Annotated in this window: 18 protein-coding genes and 1 pseudogene; 9 read left to right on the top strand and 10 right to left on the bottom strand. The window is 33.7% G+C overall.

Translation table 11 applies throughout. The features are described 5' to 3' along the window. Positions 1-65: 65 nt before the first annotated feature. A complete protein-coding gene (locus tag NKOR_RS09595) occupies positions 66-338 on the top strand; it encodes a hypothetical protein (protein ID WP_014964152.1) in 273 nt (90 codons plus the stop codon). Here NKOR_RS09595 and NKOR_RS09590 read toward each other — a convergent pair whose 3' ends face one another. Together NKOR_RS09590 and NKOR_RS09585 are read right to left on the bottom strand one after the other, a co-directional pair. Further along, complete coding sequence (locus NKOR_RS09590) at positions 339-566, bottom strand: hypothetical protein (RefSeq protein ID WP_014964151.1); 228 nt, start codon at positions 564-566, stop codon at positions 339-341. Positions 567-572: 6 nt separating this feature from the next. Further along, the gene (locus NKOR_RS09585; RefSeq protein WP_014964150.1) at positions 573-953 is read right to left on the bottom strand and encodes a fluoride efflux transporter FluC; all 381 of its coding nucleotides are present in this window, start codon (positions 951-953) and stop codon (positions 573-575) included. Positions 954-1078: 125 nt separating this feature from the next. Between NKOR_RS09585 and NKOR_RS09580 the strand changes: the two genes are divergently transcribed. Beyond that, positions 1079-1270 (top strand): DUF1059 domain-containing protein, encoded by a 192-nt coding sequence (locus NKOR_RS09580; RefSeq protein WP_014964149.1) that lies wholly within the window; start codon positions 1079-1081, stop codon positions 1268-1270. Positions 1271-1446: 176 nt separating this feature from the next. Continuing rightward, positions 1447-2367 (top strand): transcription initiation factor IIB, encoded by a 921-nt coding sequence (locus NKOR_RS09575; protein ID WP_014964148.1) that lies wholly within the window; start codon positions 1447-1449, stop codon positions 2365-2367. Between the two features lie 14 nt (positions 2368-2381). On the opposite strand, the gene NKOR_RS09570 is transcribed toward NKOR_RS09575, so the two are convergent. The 4 genes from NKOR_RS09570 to hsp20 all read right to left on the bottom strand — a co-directional run bounded on the left by NKOR_RS09570 (position 2382) and on the right by hsp20 (position 5804). Next, the gene (locus NKOR_RS09570; RefSeq protein ID WP_014964147.1) at positions 2382-2825 is read right to left on the bottom strand and encodes a coiled-coil domain-containing protein; all 444 of its coding nucleotides are present in this window, start codon (positions 2823-2825) and stop codon (positions 2382-2384) included. Positions 2826-2889: 64 nt separating this feature from the next. After that, positions 2890-3108: a hypothetical protein gene (locus tag NKOR_RS09565; protein ID WP_016939440.1), complete on the bottom strand. Its 219-nt coding sequence runs from the start codon at positions 3106-3108 to the stop codon at positions 2890-2892. 29 nt (positions 3109-3137) lie between these two features. Continuing rightward, positions 3138-5279 (bottom strand): CDC48 family AAA ATPase, encoded by a 2142-nt coding sequence (locus NKOR_RS09560; protein ID WP_014964145.1) that lies wholly within the window; start codon positions 5277-5279, stop codon positions 3138-3140. Between the two features lie 27 nt (positions 5280-5306). Further along, positions 5307-5804: an archaeal heat shock protein Hsp20 gene (gene hsp20, locus NKOR_RS09555; protein ID WP_014964144.1), complete on the bottom strand. Its 498-nt coding sequence runs from the start codon at positions 5802-5804 to the stop codon at positions 5307-5309. Between the two features lie 119 nt (positions 5805-5923). Here hsp20 and NKOR_RS09550 point away from each other — a divergent pair, with 119 nt between their 5' ends. After that, positions 5924-6574, top strand: coding sequence for an ACT domain-containing protein (locus NKOR_RS09550; RefSeq protein ID WP_232202984.1), 651 nt, complete (start codon positions 5924-5926; stop codon positions 6572-6574). 72 nt (positions 6575-6646) lie between these two features. Then, positions 6647-8003 (top strand): annotated as a pseudogene (locus NKOR_RS09545) (NAD(P)/FAD-dependent oxidoreductase). Here NKOR_RS09545 and NKOR_RS09540 read toward each other — a convergent pair. Continuing rightward, positions 8004-9539 carry a peptidylprolyl isomerase gene (locus NKOR_RS09540; RefSeq protein ID WP_016939859.1) on the bottom strand — a complete coding sequence of 512 codons (1536 nt, stop codon included), beginning with the start codon at positions 9537-9539 and terminating at the stop codon, positions 8004-8006. It abuts the pseudogene before it with no gap. 72 nt (positions 9540-9611) lie between these two features. Between NKOR_RS09540 and NKOR_RS09535 the strand changes: the two genes are divergently transcribed. After that, the gene (locus tag NKOR_RS09535) at positions 9612-10103 is read left to right on the top strand and encodes a hypothetical protein (protein WP_014964141.1); all 492 of its coding nucleotides are present in this window, start codon (positions 9612-9614) and stop codon (positions 10101-10103) included. A 2-nt stretch (positions 10104-10105) separates the two neighbouring features. Continuing rightward, positions 10106-10822 (top strand): precorrin-6y C5,15-methyltransferase (decarboxylating) subunit CbiE, encoded by a 717-nt coding sequence (gene cbiE, locus NKOR_RS09530; protein WP_014964140.1) that lies wholly within the window; start codon positions 10106-10108, stop codon positions 10820-10822. Here the strand turns inward: cbiE and NKOR_RS09525 are convergent. Further along, the gene (locus NKOR_RS09525; RefSeq protein WP_026089919.1) at positions 10819-11712 is read right to left on the bottom strand and encodes a cupredoxin domain-containing protein; all 894 of its coding nucleotides are present in this window, start codon (positions 11710-11712) and stop codon (positions 10819-10821) included. The two genes, cbiE and NKOR_RS09525, sit on opposite strands and share 4 nt — an antisense overlap. A gap of 75 nt (positions 11713-11787) precedes the next feature. Then, entirely contained in the window at positions 11788-12330 is a 543-nt protein-coding gene (locus NKOR_RS09520) for a stage II sporulation protein M (protein ID WP_255348571.1), read from the bottom strand. Positions 12331-12407: 77 nt separating this feature from the next. Here NKOR_RS09520 and NKOR_RS09515 point away from each other — a divergent pair, with 77 nt between their 5' ends. Then, the gene (locus tag NKOR_RS09515) at positions 12408-13853 is read left to right on the top strand and encodes a DNA-directed DNA polymerase II small subunit (protein WP_014964137.1); all 1446 of its coding nucleotides are present in this window, start codon (positions 12408-12410) and stop codon (positions 13851-13853) included. On the opposite strand, the gene NKOR_RS09510 is transcribed toward NKOR_RS09515, so the two are convergent. Continuing rightward, entirely contained in the window at positions 13850-15031 is a 1182-nt protein-coding gene (locus NKOR_RS09510) for a Cdc6/Cdc18 family protein (RefSeq protein ID WP_014964136.1), read from the bottom strand. The genes NKOR_RS09515 and NKOR_RS09510 overlap by 4 nt on opposite strands. Positions 15032-15504: 473 nt before the next feature. Between NKOR_RS09510 and NKOR_RS09505 the strand changes: the two genes are divergently transcribed. Beyond that, on the top strand, positions 15505-15891 hold the full coding sequence (locus NKOR_RS09505) for a hypothetical protein (protein ID WP_016939436.1): 387 nt from the start codon (positions 15505-15507) through the stop codon (positions 15889-15891). Positions 15892-15894: the final 3 nt, after the last annotated feature.

The following is a 15894-nucleotide window of genomic DNA, read 5'->3' as shown; positions in this document are numbered from 1 at the left end:
ATCAACTTTGAAAACAACACCCTGTGTAAAAGATCTACTTATAAGAAATCAATACTAGTAAAATCATGGCAATACCTACTGATGTAGAAGATGTTGTTGAAAAGCATATCAAGTTAATGATATCTCAAACAGAGTCATATCTGCCTTTTATTAAAGTTGCATTTCCGTACTCAAATAATGTTGCAGATGGTGTGTACAATTTAATCATAGGTAGTGCTTTGTCTGTATTTGTGAATCAATACGCAATGAGAATGAAAAATCCAACTGTAGAGGATTTTTCAGATTTTGGAAAGATTGCACTGAAATATAGAGATCAAGTTGATCAGTTTTTTAAATAACTAAGCTAATTCGCCTAGAAAATGAACAGTATCATTTGTAACAACCACAGTTCTGTCTTTTGGCACATGAAATAATTTTTTTGCATCATTAGTTTGAACTATTAGTTTTGAAAATGGATCTTTGAGTGATTTGTATAGTATTCCTTTATCGCCTACAGATTGTGACCAATGAGTTCCTTGAACAAATGATATTGATTGAAATTTTACAACTTGATAGGAATAGACCATTTCTAATTAATTAGATATTATTGCACTCATTAAGGATTTTCCTCCAATTAATGCTCCAATAGATAACCCAACATTGGCAATTATGTTGACTGCAAGTGTTCCATAATGATTGCTTTCTATCAGATTACTAGAATCAAGAGCAAATGAAGACATTGTTGTAAGAGAACCACAAAATCCTACTGCTGCAAAAAGAGAATATCTTCCATCAAGATTCCATTGTTCTGAAATAACAATAAATGCTCCAAGAACAAATGCGCCAACCATATTTACTATCAAAACGTTTAGTGGTAATGTATTGAAGATCAAAGGTGATTCTGTTACTTTGTATCTTAGAAATGCTCCAAGAACAGAACCCGCTGCAAGAAAAATAAACTCTAACCCTTTCATATCTAATTCATAATAACAGATGTTATTAGTGCTATTTGATACATTTTAGGTTCAAAATGACTAATTTCGTTTGTGTGAAAGACAGGTCCATGGTTTTTATAGGTTTAATATTTTCTCCAGACTAAATGACTCTCAAACTTAGATGTGAAGATTATGGTTTTGAATGTCAATATCAAATTGATGAAGAAAAATCTGTTGGCACAATTGAGAAATTAAGAAACCATTTTGAAGAAGAGCATGGAATTGATTATACTGTAGAAGCAGTTACACAGATGATCCAAAATCGTGGCCATTCTTTAGAATCAATCAAAAAATAATTTTCAAAGGAATTTCTTTTTCATTTTTAACATTTAATATGATGTATGACGTACTGTTTTTAAGAAGTTTATTTTTTAAAAAGATCAGGAATTTTTTGTTTGTAAAGTTTAGTTTTCATCTCAAAATTTCCTCTAACAGTTTATTTTTATTTTATGTCGACTAATACTAGTTAACAGTGGTAGAAAATTATTCAAATGATTATGATGTCAAGTGTAAACTAGACGCTTGCAAAACCTATCCTGCAATAACAGATTCTGAACGAGGAGAAATTTTTTGTGGGGGTTGCGGTCTTATTCTAGTGCAAAACTTAGCTGACACATCATACGAAAACAACGGTTACACTCAGGAAGACTTTATGAAACAAGCACGAACAGGTCCTTCAACATCACTAACGATGTTTGACAAAGGATTATCAACTGTGATTGGAAATAATAAAGATTCTTCTGGAAATGCATTATCAAGTAAAACAAAATATGAATTCAATAGACTCAGAACATGGGATCAAAGAAGTAAATCAAGAAAAACTGCTACTTTGAGCAAGGCCTTTACTTTACTACATTCGATGAAAACAAAATTAGGAATACCAGATAACGTAGTAGAAAATGCTGCATACATTTACAGAAAAATAGTTAGTGCAAAACTAACTAGAGGAAGAACAATGGCATCATTGATTTCAGCCTCGTTATATGCGTCATGTAGAGAAAACAACATCCCAAGAACATTAGATGATATTGCCAATGCCGGTAATGTAGAAAGAAGAATACTTTCCAGAGATTTAAGAACCATAATCAAAAAGCTTGGATTGAATCTTAATCAATACGACACTTCCTCGTTTATCTCAAAAATTTCAAACAATATGAATTTGAAAGAAAAGACAAAACGGGGCGCATTTGAGATACTAAAGCTCTGTGAAAAAGAACAGATCACTGCCGGAAAACATCCAGTGGCACAAGCTGCTGCTTCATTATACATTTCATGTATAATGAACGGGGAAAAAATCAGTCAAAAGAAATTCTCAGTTGAGGCAGGAGTAAGCGATGTTACAATAAGAAACAGAGCTGTTTTGATTAGGAAAACATTAAAGCTTGATGAGTAAAAAACCAAAAAATCCTACATGTTAATTGTAGGAGAAATTATTTTTTCATAAAATACATCTTTTAATCTACTTACTAAATCCATAATTACACGAATTTGCTCCATTGTAATTTCCTTTAGATTATCTATCTTTTCACGTAGCTCAGATATCTGAGATTGTAATCCTAATTTTTCATTTTTCAGGCTGGATATTTGGTCTTGAAGATTCTTGTTTTGTTGTTTTAGTTTTTCATTTTCTTCAGTCAGTCTTTGGATTTTTTCTGATTCGGTTTCCCCTGGAAATGGTTGTGGTGTTGGTTCTGGTTCAGGTAGTGGAATTGGTTTAGGTTCAGGTGAAGGTTCAGGAATTTCTGGCGGTTGTGGTTCTTGTTCAGTTTCAACTGCAAACGAAGGGGTTATGCCAAATAAGACGATAATTGCAATCAGGCCAAATATATAACTGATTTTTATTTTTTGCACTAAAGAATTTAGGGTAATTTTGTATATGAATATGATTACTAATTTCTAGTAATGAAAAAGAAGATTATTTGTAGAAGTCAGGTTCTTGATCTCTTTTTTGTTTTGGAAGATCATCCATTACAGCTTGAACCACTTCGTTGTGGTTATATGTCAAGTGTCTGAGAAACTTTGCAGATTCGTCTGCTCGGGTTTTTTCATCAGCAAACAACATCTCAGGACTACTAAGTTCTGCCATCATGGTGTTGCATTCTTGGCAAGGGTTAAAGTCAAGATACAGTTTCATGTTTTGTCTCATTTTCCTTAGTATTTAGACTATTTTATGGATTGAGTTGGTGGAGCCTCTTTTTTTCGAGGCTTGACCTTGTCAATTGCATCAATTAATTCCTGTTGAGATATCTTGATGTCTTTAACATTTTGTGCTTTGCCACCTACATACTTCTTGAGAGCAGCAATCGCAGCTCTATTTGCAACTGCAGCAATTTCTGCACCACTAAATCCATCAGTCAACTCTACAAGTTTTGCAATATTCACATCACTTGCAAGGGGTTTCTTTTTGGTATGAATCTCAAAGATGTTTTGTCTACCTTTTGCATCAGGATTTGGGACTTCGATAATTCTGTCGAATCTACCAGGTCTAAGTAATGCATCATCTACAATATCTAGTCGATTTGTTGCACCAACTATCAGTACATTGTGTAGTTCTTCTAGTCCATCAATCTCAGTTAGAATCTGAGATACCACACTTTCTGTTACGTGTGATTCTGAACCACTACTGCCTCTTCGTGGTACAAGTGCATCTATTTCATCTAAGAAGATTATACATGGTGCAGCTTGTCGTGCTTTTCTGAAAATTTCTCTAACTCCTTTTTCAGATTCACCTACCCATTTTGAGAGTAGTTCGGGTCCTTTTATGCTGATAAAATTAGATTCTGTCATTTTTGCAAGTGCTTTTGCAATCAATGTTTTACCAGTTCCAGGAGGACCATGAAGTAAGATTCCTTTTGGTGTTTCAACATCAACATAATCAAATGCCTCTTTGTACTTGATTGGCCATTCAACTGCTTCGCGTAATTCTTCTTTTAATTCATCAAGACCTCCAACATCATCCCAACTTACATTAGGAATTTGGACTTGAACTTCACGTAATGCACTTGGTCGGACTTCTTTTAACGCATCTCTAAAGTCTTCACTTGTAATCTCTATTTTTTGAAGAATTTCTGAAGAAATTTTATCTTCATCAAGATCTATATCTGGAAGAATTCTACGAAGTGATCTCATTGCAGCTTCTTTAGATAATACTTCCAAATCAGCTCCAACAAATCCATGTGTTGTTTTTGAGATTTGTTTGAGATCAACTTTTTCATCTATTGGCATTCCACGTGTATGAATCGAAAGAATTTCAAATCTTCCCTCATCATCAGGAATTCCAATTTCAATTTCTCTGTCAAATCTACCAGGTCGTCTAAGTGCTGGATCAATAGAGTCTGGTCTGTTTGTAGCTGCAATTACTACAACCTTGCCTCTGGATTTCATTCCATCCATCAAAGTCAAAAGTTGAGATACAATCCTCTTTTCAACTTCGCCTGAAACTTCATCTCTTTTTGGAGCAATAGAATCTATTTCATCAATGAAGATTATGCTTGGAGAGTTTTCTTCTGCTTGGTTGAAAATTTCTCGAATTTTCTCTTCACTTTCTCCATAGTATTTACCCATTATTTCAGGACCGCTAAGTGAGATAAAGTGGGCATTTGTTTCTCCAGCCACTGCTTTTGCAAGTAGAGTCTTTCCAGTGCCTGGAGGACCATACAACAACACTCCTTTTGGAGCTTCTACACCTATCTTATCAAATAATTCTGGATGTCTCATTGGTAATTCAACCATCTCACGAATTTTTTGAACTTCGTTTTTAAGACCGCCTAATTCATCATATGTTATTCTTGGAACAGATACATCAACTGCCTTAGTCATAGACCCCAGTTTGAAAATTGTGTTTTCAGTTACGATTACTGGTTTTGAAGGCTTTGTACTAGTTACAATGAATTGAACTCGTCCACCCATTTGTGTATTAAGAGATAATGTATCTCCAGTTGTAAATACATGATTAAGATAGTTGTAAGTCATATATTCTTGTAATCCTTCAGCAGAGATCTTTTCAGTTGGGGACAAAACAATTTGCTCAGCATTAGAGGCTTCTACTGATTTTAAAGAAATTTTATCGCCAATTCCAGCTCCAATATTTTGTCTTGTCATCCCATCAATTTTGACAATTCCTGTACCATATTCTTCAGGATTACCTGGCCAGAGTTTTACATGGGTTTTTTTATTATATGTTAATTCCAAAATTTGGCCAGTGTTCCAATTTTGATCTTCAATAATTTTTGGATCAATGATTGCTCTTCCTCGTCCAACATGTTGTTGTGGAATTTCATCAACTTTTAAAATAATTTCACTCATTTTTTTACCTCAAAAATTAAGGGAGGATTATTCAACCTCCACCTTTTTACCAGTTGGTTTTTCTTCAATTAATTTGAAGACTAGTTGTAAAATTCCATTTTTGTAGGAAGCTTTTGCAGAGTTTTCATCAACTTTGTGTTGTACTGGTACTTTAACATGATATTTCTTATCACCATGTTCTGCAGAAAGATCTACAACTTTATTGTCAACAACAATTTTGACATCAGTCTTTTCAACTCCTGGCATTTCTGCTATGAGTTTTACAACTTTTTCTTTTTCATCAACAATTGTGTCAACAATTGGTTCTCGTGTATCAGAAGCTGGAAGTTGTCCTGGTTTAACATTTCCATATTCTTGTACAACAGGTTTTCCATCAGGGCCCACGGTCATTGTATAACCATAATAAAATGGACCAGATTCAGAACCATTTCCCTTGAATTCCTCAAAAATGTCATTGGTGTTAAAAAAAGATCTAGACATTCTCTTGAAGATTCTATCGATTTCACTATCAAAGAACATTGTCATATTCACCTATAATATGTAATGTATATGACATTATATAAAGATTATTGATATATCTTTGATTTCTTACATAATCCTATTATAACTGACATAATATAATAATCTTAATGAGAATAGCAAGCATGTCTGTACCTGAGGTTGTCAGGGAGATAATTACCAGAAATCGTTCAATTTATGATTGTATGAAAATGGATTTGATAAATTATACAGCTTTAGCAGTAAAAATTCAACCAGAGATAGAAAAGATTCTAGGAAACAGAGTTAACCTCAATACAATAGTCGTAGCAATCAAGAGATATGCAGATTCATTTGAAATCAAAGAAGAGGTAAGAGAAGAACCAATTTTGAAGAACGCAAGATTGGTATTAACAGATGGAATAATGGATATCAAATTTTCAATCAAAGATTCTAACCAAATGAATCCAATGGAAATTTTAGACAAATTCTCAAAGATTACCAATAACTATGAATTTTTTAGAATGTCCGATTCGTTTAGATTTCTTACAGAAGATGTGGAAGACATTAGGCAAATTTTTGGCAATATCCCAAATAGTGATGATATTTTCAGTACGGGTCTTGCAAAAATCATGATCACGATACCAAATTCACAAAATAAGTCAGACGTTGTCTCATATGTTGCTGAAGTATTACATGCAAACGGCATTGAACTTGTTAATGCCTTTTTCAGCCAAGATAGCATTATAATTATTCTAAATGAAAAAGACGCATCTAAAGCGTATGAGATCTTACATTCAGATATCATTAGAGCCTAAATAGGCAGATATGAGAATAATTTGAGAAAATAAGCTTATAGGATATATTCAGTATTTTTCTGGGGTAAGCAAATGGCTCGAAATAAGAAGAAAATTGTCGTTTTAGGTGGCGGTTTTGCAGGATTAGAGTGCACCAGGCAATTAGAAAAATATTTCAAAAATGATTCAGAAATTGAAATTGTTTTAGTCAGTGAGGATAATTTTCTTTTATTCACTCCAATGTTGCCCCAAGTGGCATCCGGAATGATTGAAACCAGACATATCGTTATGCCAATTAGAACAATTACAAAAAAAGCAATTTTCTATGAAGGTAGAGTCAAAAACATTGATCCTTACGGAAAGATTGTAAATTTGTGGGGAAGTGGCAACAAGAGAGGGATTTCACTCCATTATGATTTTCTTGTAGTAGCATTAGGGAGTGAAACTAACTTTTTTGGAATGAGTGATCTTGAAAAAAATGCCTATCAAATGAAGACACTCAACGATGCAGTTATGGTTAGAAATAGAATGATAGATATGTTAGAGCAGGCAGAAAATGAAACCAACCCAATTCTAAAACACAGTCTTCTAACTTTTGTCGTTGTTGGTGGAGGATTTGCAGGAATTGAAACTGCAGGAGAAATAGTGGATCTCTTACTGGATGTCAGAAAGTATTATCCAAATATCAAAAAAGAAGATATTCGAGTTGTAGTTTTAGAGGCATTACCAAATATCTTACCAGGTTTTTCTGAAAGTCTTGCAAAGTTTGCACAAAAAAAACTAACAGAACATGGAATTGAAATTAAGTTGCAAACAGCTGTAACCAGTTTTAATGGTGATGAGGTCATGATAAAGAGATTAGATGTTGATAAAGATGCAATTGACGATTCAATTGTAAGTTCAATTCAATCAAAGACTGTAATTTGGACTGCAGGTGTAACACCGGTCAATACCATCAAAAGATCATTATTCAAAACAGATAAGGGAAAAATCATTGTTGATAAAAATTTAGAGGTAAATGATTTCCCAGGCGTGTTTGCAATAGGAGATTGTGCATTATTTATAGATCCTAATACTAAAAGGCCATTTGCTCCAACTGCACAAATTGCAGAAGCTCAAGCAAAAAATTGCTGCAAAAAATCTTCATGCTTTAATTAGAAATGGAGAAAAAACTGAATTTACATACGAATCAAAAGGTCAGATGGCAATTATTGGAAAAAGAACTGGAATTGCATCATTTTTGGGAATGAATATTCATGGAATTTTTGCATGGTTCCTTTGGAGAAATATCTACCTCTCAAAAATTCCAACATGGAATAAACGAGTTAGAGTGTTTCTTGATTGGGTAGCTGATGCAATTTTTGATAGAGACATCTCAAGATTGAAATTCATGAGACGTGAGCCAGAAAAAGAATACAAGGTTCTTGATGAAGTTGATGATGTTTGGTAATTAGTTTAGTTTTCTAATTTTATAGATGATTATTGCAGGTGCAATAAAATACATTCCAATGTTCATTAGAATAATACTTACACCATAAGAGATCATCTCGTGTTCAGAATTAATTTCAGCATAGTTTAGAATTGAAAGGGTAGACAACATTGGAGTTATTGATAATCTTACAATTTCTTTGAACAGTGGGGATTCACGCTCTAGATCAGCAATGGTTGGCGAGAATGAATAATAGAATTGATTAAAAGTTGTCATAAATGTAGTTCCTGATTCTGTTGCAAGAAGGGTATTGTCTCTAAGTTCTCTTAGCTGTTGTACTTGTGGTGCCATCTCAGAGCCAAATGTAGCAGTTGCAATCAAACACCCACCATTTTCATCAGTTCCATTAGTTGGTGTTTCTTCAGATAATTTTTTGAAAGAATCTATTGTTTTATCAAATCTTTCAAGGTGTGAATCAAAATCATCGATTCCGTTACTATATGAAAATGTGTAATAGTTATCCAAATCATAAATGGTAACTTCTTTGAATTTTACATTATAATTTTGGCCATTAGCAGAAAAGAGCCCTTCTGCATTAATTACATATGCATCGTTTCCATTAATTGTGGTTTTATCCTTTGAAATTAGGTTCAACTGTCCTGATTCAATAACTTCTGTTAGTTGATCAGTTTTTTCCACAATAAGATCATCCAAAGTTTTCTGTTCGGTAGGAAGTATTGTTAAGGAAAAGACAGGATTCATGTTTCCTACTTTAGGTCCTACTGCAACAAAGTCAGGTGAGTTTTCTTGTGTTTTTTCAGGTTGTTGTAAGAGCCAGCCTTCAGGTACATCAAATGCAATATCATATTCTTCACTTTCGAATTGTTGGTTTCCAGTAGGTGGTAAAACATCAGTCTGAATTCGGTCAGGCTCTGTTAATTCAATCAAGTCAGGAATTTCAGATCGGCTGACAACTGTAACTTTAGTTATTCTAACCTGTTCAGGATCTACAGGGGCATCCTTTTCATTAGTTTCAACTGCTGCAATTTTGTCAAGTGTTTCAAAACTTTCTTCAGTTACAATTCTTCCAAACACAGTATATTGTTCATCAAGAAAATTAGAATCTTGGTGAACTATGAAAAATTGTGAACCACCACTATTTGGATCAGCAGATCTTGCCATTGAAACAATTCCACGATTATGTTTGATTGTGTTAAACTCAGCATCCAATCTTTTTTCTGGGCCACCGGTTCCCCAAGTGTTTGGATCACCATCAATTGTGTTTGGATCACCACCTTGGATCATAAAACCTGGAATTATTCTATGAAAAAGTGTTCCATCATAAAATCCAGAAGTCGACAATTTAAGAAAATTTTCTACATGTTTTGGCGCATCATTTGGGAAAAACCCTATTACAATTTTCCCTAAATTAGTTTCAATAATTACTACTGGATCCATTATTTGAATTGGATTAAACTCAACTGATTGAGCAGTTGCTTGATTTACAACTCCCACAAAAAGTAACGAAAATGTAATTGCAAGAAATATTTTCTTCAATATTTTTCCCCTATGGATCTCACTTAAAAGCCAATTGTATTAGTTTTTAACAAAGTCAAATAGATTATCGATATGCAACCTGATGAAAAGATTCAGGCACATATTGTATCAGTGTGGAGAGAATCAAGAAAATTTCTATCAATTGGAGGCAAAGAAGGAATGTTAGTCCTTACTGATAAACATCTAATGTTTATTCACAAGACAGAAGCCAAAATGAAATGGTGGAAAGCTATTACTCAAAGACAGGTGATAAATTTTATCAAATCAAAAAATACGATGATTCGTCATGATGGATATGACGAGGATGAATTGATGAATGATGTAGAAGATGAACGAAATGTGGAATTAGGGTTTGACGATATTTCCAGTATTAGTTTTGAGGAAAAGACTTGGGGCAGTGTTTTACAATTAGAATATGAAAAAAATGGGAAAAAAGAGAAGTTTCAATACTCTGTTGCCCAAGATTGGGTAAAATATCCTGCAAAAGAGCCTACAAAATACATGAAGGTAGATTGGGCACCTTTTGTGCAATATATTAAAGACAGACAGAAATTTACAAAGTAAAATTGGGAAAAGTTTTCGCTGTTGGTGTTGGTCCAGGTTCACCAAAATACGTAACAGAAATTGTAAGAGAAATTATTCAAAGTTGTGATATTGTTATTGGGTACAAATACACTCTAAAAACAATTGAACATCTTCTCCAAGGCAAAGATGTTCATGAGATTACAATGAATGATCAAGAAAAATCATATCAAGAAATCCTTCCAAAATTAGGAGATAAGACTTTGGTAATACCATTCACAGGAGATGTAAATTTTTCAGAATCAGAAGTTGTCGATAGACTAATAGAAATTTTTGGAAAAGTGGAAATTATTCCAGGAATTAGTTCAATCCAAGTGGCAGCATCAAAAGCACAAGTACCACTTGATAAATCCAAAGTAATTACAATGCATGTAACAACTCCAATTGAAGACAAAAAATTAGAGCTGCAAAAAGCATTGATTGATGGATTTAGTGTTGTTTTAGTCCCAAGACCTTGGCCAAAACAACCAGACAAGCATTTTATGCCATCAGAAATTGCAGTTTATCTTCGTAAGAATGGATTTGATACTGAAAAGATAAAGGTTCATGTTTTTGAAGCAATAACTACTGAAAACGAGACTAGGTTTACAGGAACTGTAAAAGATTTGGAAGGAAAAGAATTTTCAGATTTATCAGTCATGGTATTTAATCAATCAAACCTAGATTCATACATGAATTATAGATGGCAATGGGAAAACTAGTTTCCTAGATTCTGGCCTTGTCTAAGAACTAAAGAATCTGAACTTGGAAATACATATGCAATAATTTTCATCCAAGGATAGTCTGGATCATATAATCTGTAGAATCCTGCTTCATGAAACGTTATGTTGATTGATTTTCCTGGTGCAATATCTCCAGTTGAAATTCTTCCATCTGGATCAAATGGATTATGTCTATCACCGTAATTTTCTTTTCCACTGAGAATACTATGAGATACAACATCGTTATTCATCATAGTAATTGTTGTGCCAGGTTCTATTGAGATTCTATCATTTGAAAAATATCCTAATTTTGCTGAACTACCTATTAATCCAATATAACTATCTGAAACACCTTTCAAGGAAGCGCCTTTAAGGATACTAATTGTAAGTCCTTTTGGTTCCTCTATTGTATCTGCTTCAACAATTTTTGATAATGTAGATAATTTTGTAGTGTAAATGATTTTGTATGTGTCATCAGATGTTGTAATTCTACCAGTAAAACCATAGATTGATGCGTCTTTGCTTTCTGCAACTAGTCTTCCAAAGAAACTAATGGTAGTATCAAACTCATCAGAACTTTCTATATTTCCATTAATTCTAATATAACGGCCTTCACGCAAAAATTTCCCTTCCAGTTCTGAAATAATAAATTCCTCATCATCTAGTGTAAGAAACCCATCTTCAATTACAAAATTAATTGTGCTACCACGCTGTTCATGAGAGGATATACCTAGATCAATTTCAGTAAATTTGATTTGTTCTTCGGTTACGGCAAATCCAGAACCCTCTAAAAGTAATGCCTGATTTTCAGAAATTTCTGCATAGGAGTTATTGAACAAATATCCTGAGAATATTACAAATAATGCTAATAACGATATAGCTAACTTCACAACAAATTTGTCTTTTAATTTGGTTTATAATTTGCTACTAAATTATTTTAGACTCAATAGGCAAATACTAAAAAATTAGAGGTCTAACCCAGGCATTTGCATGCCTTGTTCTTGAGCAAGTTCAATCATATAAAATTCCAGATATCCTCCTGCTAAAAGCAATCCAACCACAATTCCAATTTCAATTGCAGTGGGTTTAATGAATTGTTTGAGATTGGTTTTTTTGAATATTGCTCTGATCAAAATGAAACTTCTAGAAATTCCTAAAGAATATGCTGTCAACTCCATTAATCCAAATGGAGATAAAAACAGAATGGTAAGAGGAGGTATATCATCTAAAATAGGAGTTGTTGTGGCAATAGCTGCAAATGCAAACCCTGTTGACCAGGCCGAAAAAATCCCCCACCCAACACCAAATCCTGGAATAAACATTGGTAGTGCTATTGCTGTATTATGAGTAAAAATTCCAAATGCATCAATATCTAGAACCAACTCTTCAAATTCAGACATGAAGGTATTTGCTTCTTCTTCATTAACTGTAGATATTGAACCAAGGTGATATGCACCTGCAAAGATTCCCATAAATATGAAAAATAATGAAATCCGGAGTTTATTCACAAAACAATACAATTAGAACAATATTTGAGGGTTCGGCGTAGGCGCAGATTTAATTAAACCAAACCATAGTTTTTGATATGAAAAAGGAGTTGTCCTTTGCGTTAAACTATGCACTTAACAAAGGATTCCAGATTCATCCTGACGCTTTTAAGATCTTAGAAAATGTTGATGTAAGAAAACTAGAGAGAATCATAAAGGAAATTGTCAGAGAAAAAACAAAACAGAAATTATTTCAGATAAATCAGGATGATTTAGAAACATATCTTGGAATCAAAGATGATCCATCACTAGAAACTGAAATTAAGATTTTGTTGGACCCTACGGATAAAATAGCAACTGGTGAGGGTGTAAAGGGGTATAACGCATTATTTTCTAGCCGTTTTAACAAACTAAAAAGAATAATTTCAGACAGGCCAGAAGCTAGGATGTTAAAGTCTATAACTTTTGTAAAAAATGAAAGATCTAAGGATGACATGTATGTTTGTGGTCTTGTAACTGCAAGAAATAGCGAGAGAAACATAACAAAGTTGATTTTAGAGGATCCGTCAGGCTCATTTGAAGGGGTTATTTTTGATGAGGAGTTACAAAAAAATGCAGACACGCTTTTGATCGACCAATTTGTCATGGTAAGGGTCAGTACAGGGAAAAATTCTGGATTTATCATAAAGGATTTAATTTTGCCAGATATTCCTGATCAGGCCACAAACAAGTCAGAGTCAGAAGCATATGCAGTATTTCTGTCTGACTTGCATATTGGAAGTAAATATTTCATGGAAGAAGAGTTTACAGACTTTGTTTCTTGGATATCAAGCCCTGATCCTGTTGCTAGAAAAATTCGATTTGTTTTAATTTGTGGGGACGTGGTAGATGGAGTTGGGATATATCCAAATCAAAACAAGGAATTAGTTTGTCAAACCATTGAGGAACAACTCAAAAAAGTGGAAGGTTTGATCGAGAATATTCCAAAAAATATCAAAATAGTCATAATGCCTGGAAATCACGATCCGGGAAGAAGAGCGCTTCCTCAACCAGCAATACCAAAAAAATACAACTCAGGATTGTGGGATAGAGAGAATGTGATCATGGTTGGAAATCCAGCTGTTGTCTCATTGAATGGGGTTAAAGTTATGATGTTTCATGGACAAAGTATTGATGATATTGTCAAGACCACACCTGGTCTAAGTTATGACAAACCAACAAATGTTATGAAACATCTTCTGAGAGCCAGACATTTGAGTCCAATTTATGGCAGTCAGACCCCAATTGCTCCTGAAATGCAGGATCTTATGGTAATAGAGGACATACCAGATATTTTTCATGTAGGCCATGTCCATAAGGCTCAACTAGATATGTACAAGGGAATATTATTGGTTAATTCAGGCTCTTGGCAAAAACAGACACCATTTCAGGCAAGTGTTGGAATGACTCCAAATCCAGGTATTGCTTTGTTAGTAAATTTGAAGACCTTTCAGGTTTTCCACCAAAATTATAATTCTAATCTAGACAATATCTTGCAAAGTTAAATCATCTTTGAAGGTCTTTTTATCATTTCAGATGGAATTGTTAGTTTGTATTTTTTGGTTCTACCATGAATTCCTTGGTGTACTAGTCTTCCAGAGATTATCCCAGAAAGTTCAATCTCACTTAACATTTGAGTAATTCTTCTTTGGGTAAGTTCGTCTCGCCCTACTACTTTACAGAGATTTTTGTATGATGAATAGATTTCTCCAGTAGATGAACCATTAGCCTTCATTATAGCAAGTATGACTAGTTTCTCATGCAGAGGATATGATTTGAGGGATGTTTCTTCTTTATTTTCTTCAATTTTTTGAGAGGCTTCTCGGACATGGTTTTCAGTGACTTTGTCTGATTGTTGCCTTTCGGCTAATTCTCCTGCAACCCTAATCAAATCGATTGCTCGTCTTGCATCACCATGCTCCCCCCCTGCCAAAGCAGCACATAGATTTAGTGCTGATTCGTCTACAGAATCAGCCTCGAAAGCCTCAGATATTCTCTCCTCTAGAATCTTTTTGATTTGTTCAACATTATAGTTTGTAAAGACAATTTCCTCTTCTCCAAGACCACTAATCACCCTAGGATCTAGTTTTTCTTTGAAGGTCAAGTCATTTGAGATCCCAATCAAAGTTAGTGAACCAGTGTTAAGAGTTTCATTGGCTCTAGTTAGTTGGTAAAGTATATCCTTGCCAGTTTTTGAAACCAATTCTGCAAGATAATCAATTTCATCAATTACAAAGACTACATTGGTTTTTTCTTGATTAATATTATTTAGGATTCGTTTGAAAACCTCACTAATAGCCAAACCAGTTGAGGGTAATTCTTTTTCATTTAATCCTAATTGACGGCCAAAACTTACTAATAATCCATAAAGTGTGGTCTCTTTTTTTGAGTTAGAGTAGATTAGTTTTATTGGGAAATTCGATTTCTCTACCCTTTCTTGAATTTTTGAAATAATTTTTTTAACAACAAGTGTTTTGCCGGTGCCAGGTTTTCCATATACTAGAAGGTTTGATGGTCTGGATTGTTTAAGAATTGGTAATAGAGATTGGGTAACCTGCTCCTGTTCATCATTTCTATGTTGGATGGTTTTTGGAATATAGGTAAAATGTAGGATTTCTCTGTTTTTAATAATTGATTTTCCAGATTCAGCGGCATCTAACAACCTATCAATTGGGTCCGACATACTCACACACCTTTGTTTCCTATCAATATCATCATATCCATATCTAAATTAAGAGAGTAAAGAATAGAATAGTAATTGTAGTTTAGTTTGTAATTAATTATTTTTAGTTTGTTTTTGTTTTTTCCCCAAAAAAAAATAATTAAAAAAAGAAGAGTGGAAATAATGGTGTGTGGGTTTTGGTGTTAACAAACTGTTAATTTCTTGTTAAGGAATTACAAAAAAACCCCATTTTGACCCCTTTATTTCCACTCCAGGCGTTAAGATTGACGTTAACAGTGTGAATATGGTAAAAATAACCCCTTTATTTCCACTCCAGGCGTGATTAATCTATGGTTTGGGGGAATTAATTATAATCAGTTGTTAATAACAAAATAATGACTAGGCGTGGCTTACACAGTCAACGTTAACAAACCACTTAGTTAACAAAAATTCGCGGATCATTTGAACTGTTAACATCAGATCGAATAGATCCTATGGCCAAAAAACGTATTCGTATAGATATGGAAGATACTGATGGTGCACGTTATGATATTAAATTAGAAGGTAATGTGACTAGGGAAAAAGTCTTGAAGATATTTGAAATGATGGATTTGATGAATATAGAAGAAGAGCAAGAAACAACAAACATAGATTCTGTAGGCTCTAAAATTTGGCATATTGTAGATAAATTCTTCCCAATGGGAAAATTCACATCAACAAACATTCTTGAGAAATACGAAGATGAATTCAATGAACCTATCAAACTTAGTGTAATTTCTACATATTTATCCAGATTTTCATCAAAAGGTAGGGTGGATAGGATTAGAAATGGTAGAGAATGGACCTACCAAACCATAAAAATTGGCCAAAAACAACACTAACTG

The organism is Candidatus Nitrosopumilus koreensis AR1, from assembly GCF_000299365.1.
Taxonomy (GTDB): Archaea; Thermoproteota; Nitrososphaeria; order Nitrososphaerales; family Nitrosopumilaceae; genus Nitrosopumilus; species Nitrosopumilus koreensis.
This window is presented reverse-complemented; position numbering and strand designations above follow the sequence as displayed.

What these genes read in the sequence shown, in the direction of transcription:
- NKOR_RS09595 (WP_014964152.1), top strand. Translation starts at nt 66, where the DNA reads ATGGCAATACCTACTGATGTAGAAGATGTTGTTGAAAAGCATATCAAG.
- NKOR_RS09590 (WP_014964151.1), bottom strand. Translation starts at nt 566, where the DNA reads ATGGTCTATTCCTATCAAGTTGTAAAATTTCAATCAATATCATTTGTT.
- NKOR_RS09585 (WP_014964150.1), bottom strand. Translation starts at nt 953, where the DNA reads ATGAAAGGGTTAGAGTTTATTTTTCTTGCAGCGGGTTCTGTTCTTGGA.
- NKOR_RS09580 (WP_014964149.1), top strand. Translation starts at nt 1,079, where the DNA reads ATGACTCTCAAACTTAGATGTGAAGATTATGGTTTTGAATGTCAATAT.
- NKOR_RS09565 (WP_016939440.1), bottom strand. Translation starts at nt 3,108, where the DNA reads ATGAAACTGTATCTTGACTTTAACCCTTGCCAAGAATGCAACACCATG.
- NKOR_RS09560 (WP_014964145.1), bottom strand. Translation starts at nt 5,279, where the DNA reads ATGAGTGAAATTATTTTAAAAGTTGATGAAATTCCACAACAACATGTT.
- hsp20 (WP_014964144.1), bottom strand. Translation starts at nt 5,804, where the DNA reads ATGACAATGTTCTTTGATAGTGAAATCGATAGAATCTTCAAGAGAATG.
- NKOR_RS09550 (WP_232202984.1), top strand. Translation starts at nt 5,924, where the DNA reads ATGTCTGTACCTGAGGTTGTCAGGGAGATAATTACCAGAAATCGTTCA.
- NKOR_RS09535 (WP_014964141.1), top strand. Translation starts at nt 9,612, where the DNA reads ATGCAACCTGATGAAAAGATTCAGGCACATATTGTATCAGTGTGGAGA.
- NKOR_RS09515 (WP_014964137.1), top strand. Translation starts at nt 12,408, where the DNA reads ATGAAAAAGGAGTTGTCCTTTGCGTTAAACTATGCACTTAACAAAGGA.
- NKOR_RS09510 (WP_014964136.1), bottom strand. Translation starts at nt 15,031, where the DNA reads ATGTCGGACCCAATTGATAGGTTGTTAGATGCCGCTGAATCTGGAAAA.
- NKOR_RS09505 (WP_016939436.1), top strand. Translation starts at nt 15,505, where the DNA reads ATGGCCAAAAAACGTATTCGTATAGATATGGAAGATACTGATGGTGCA.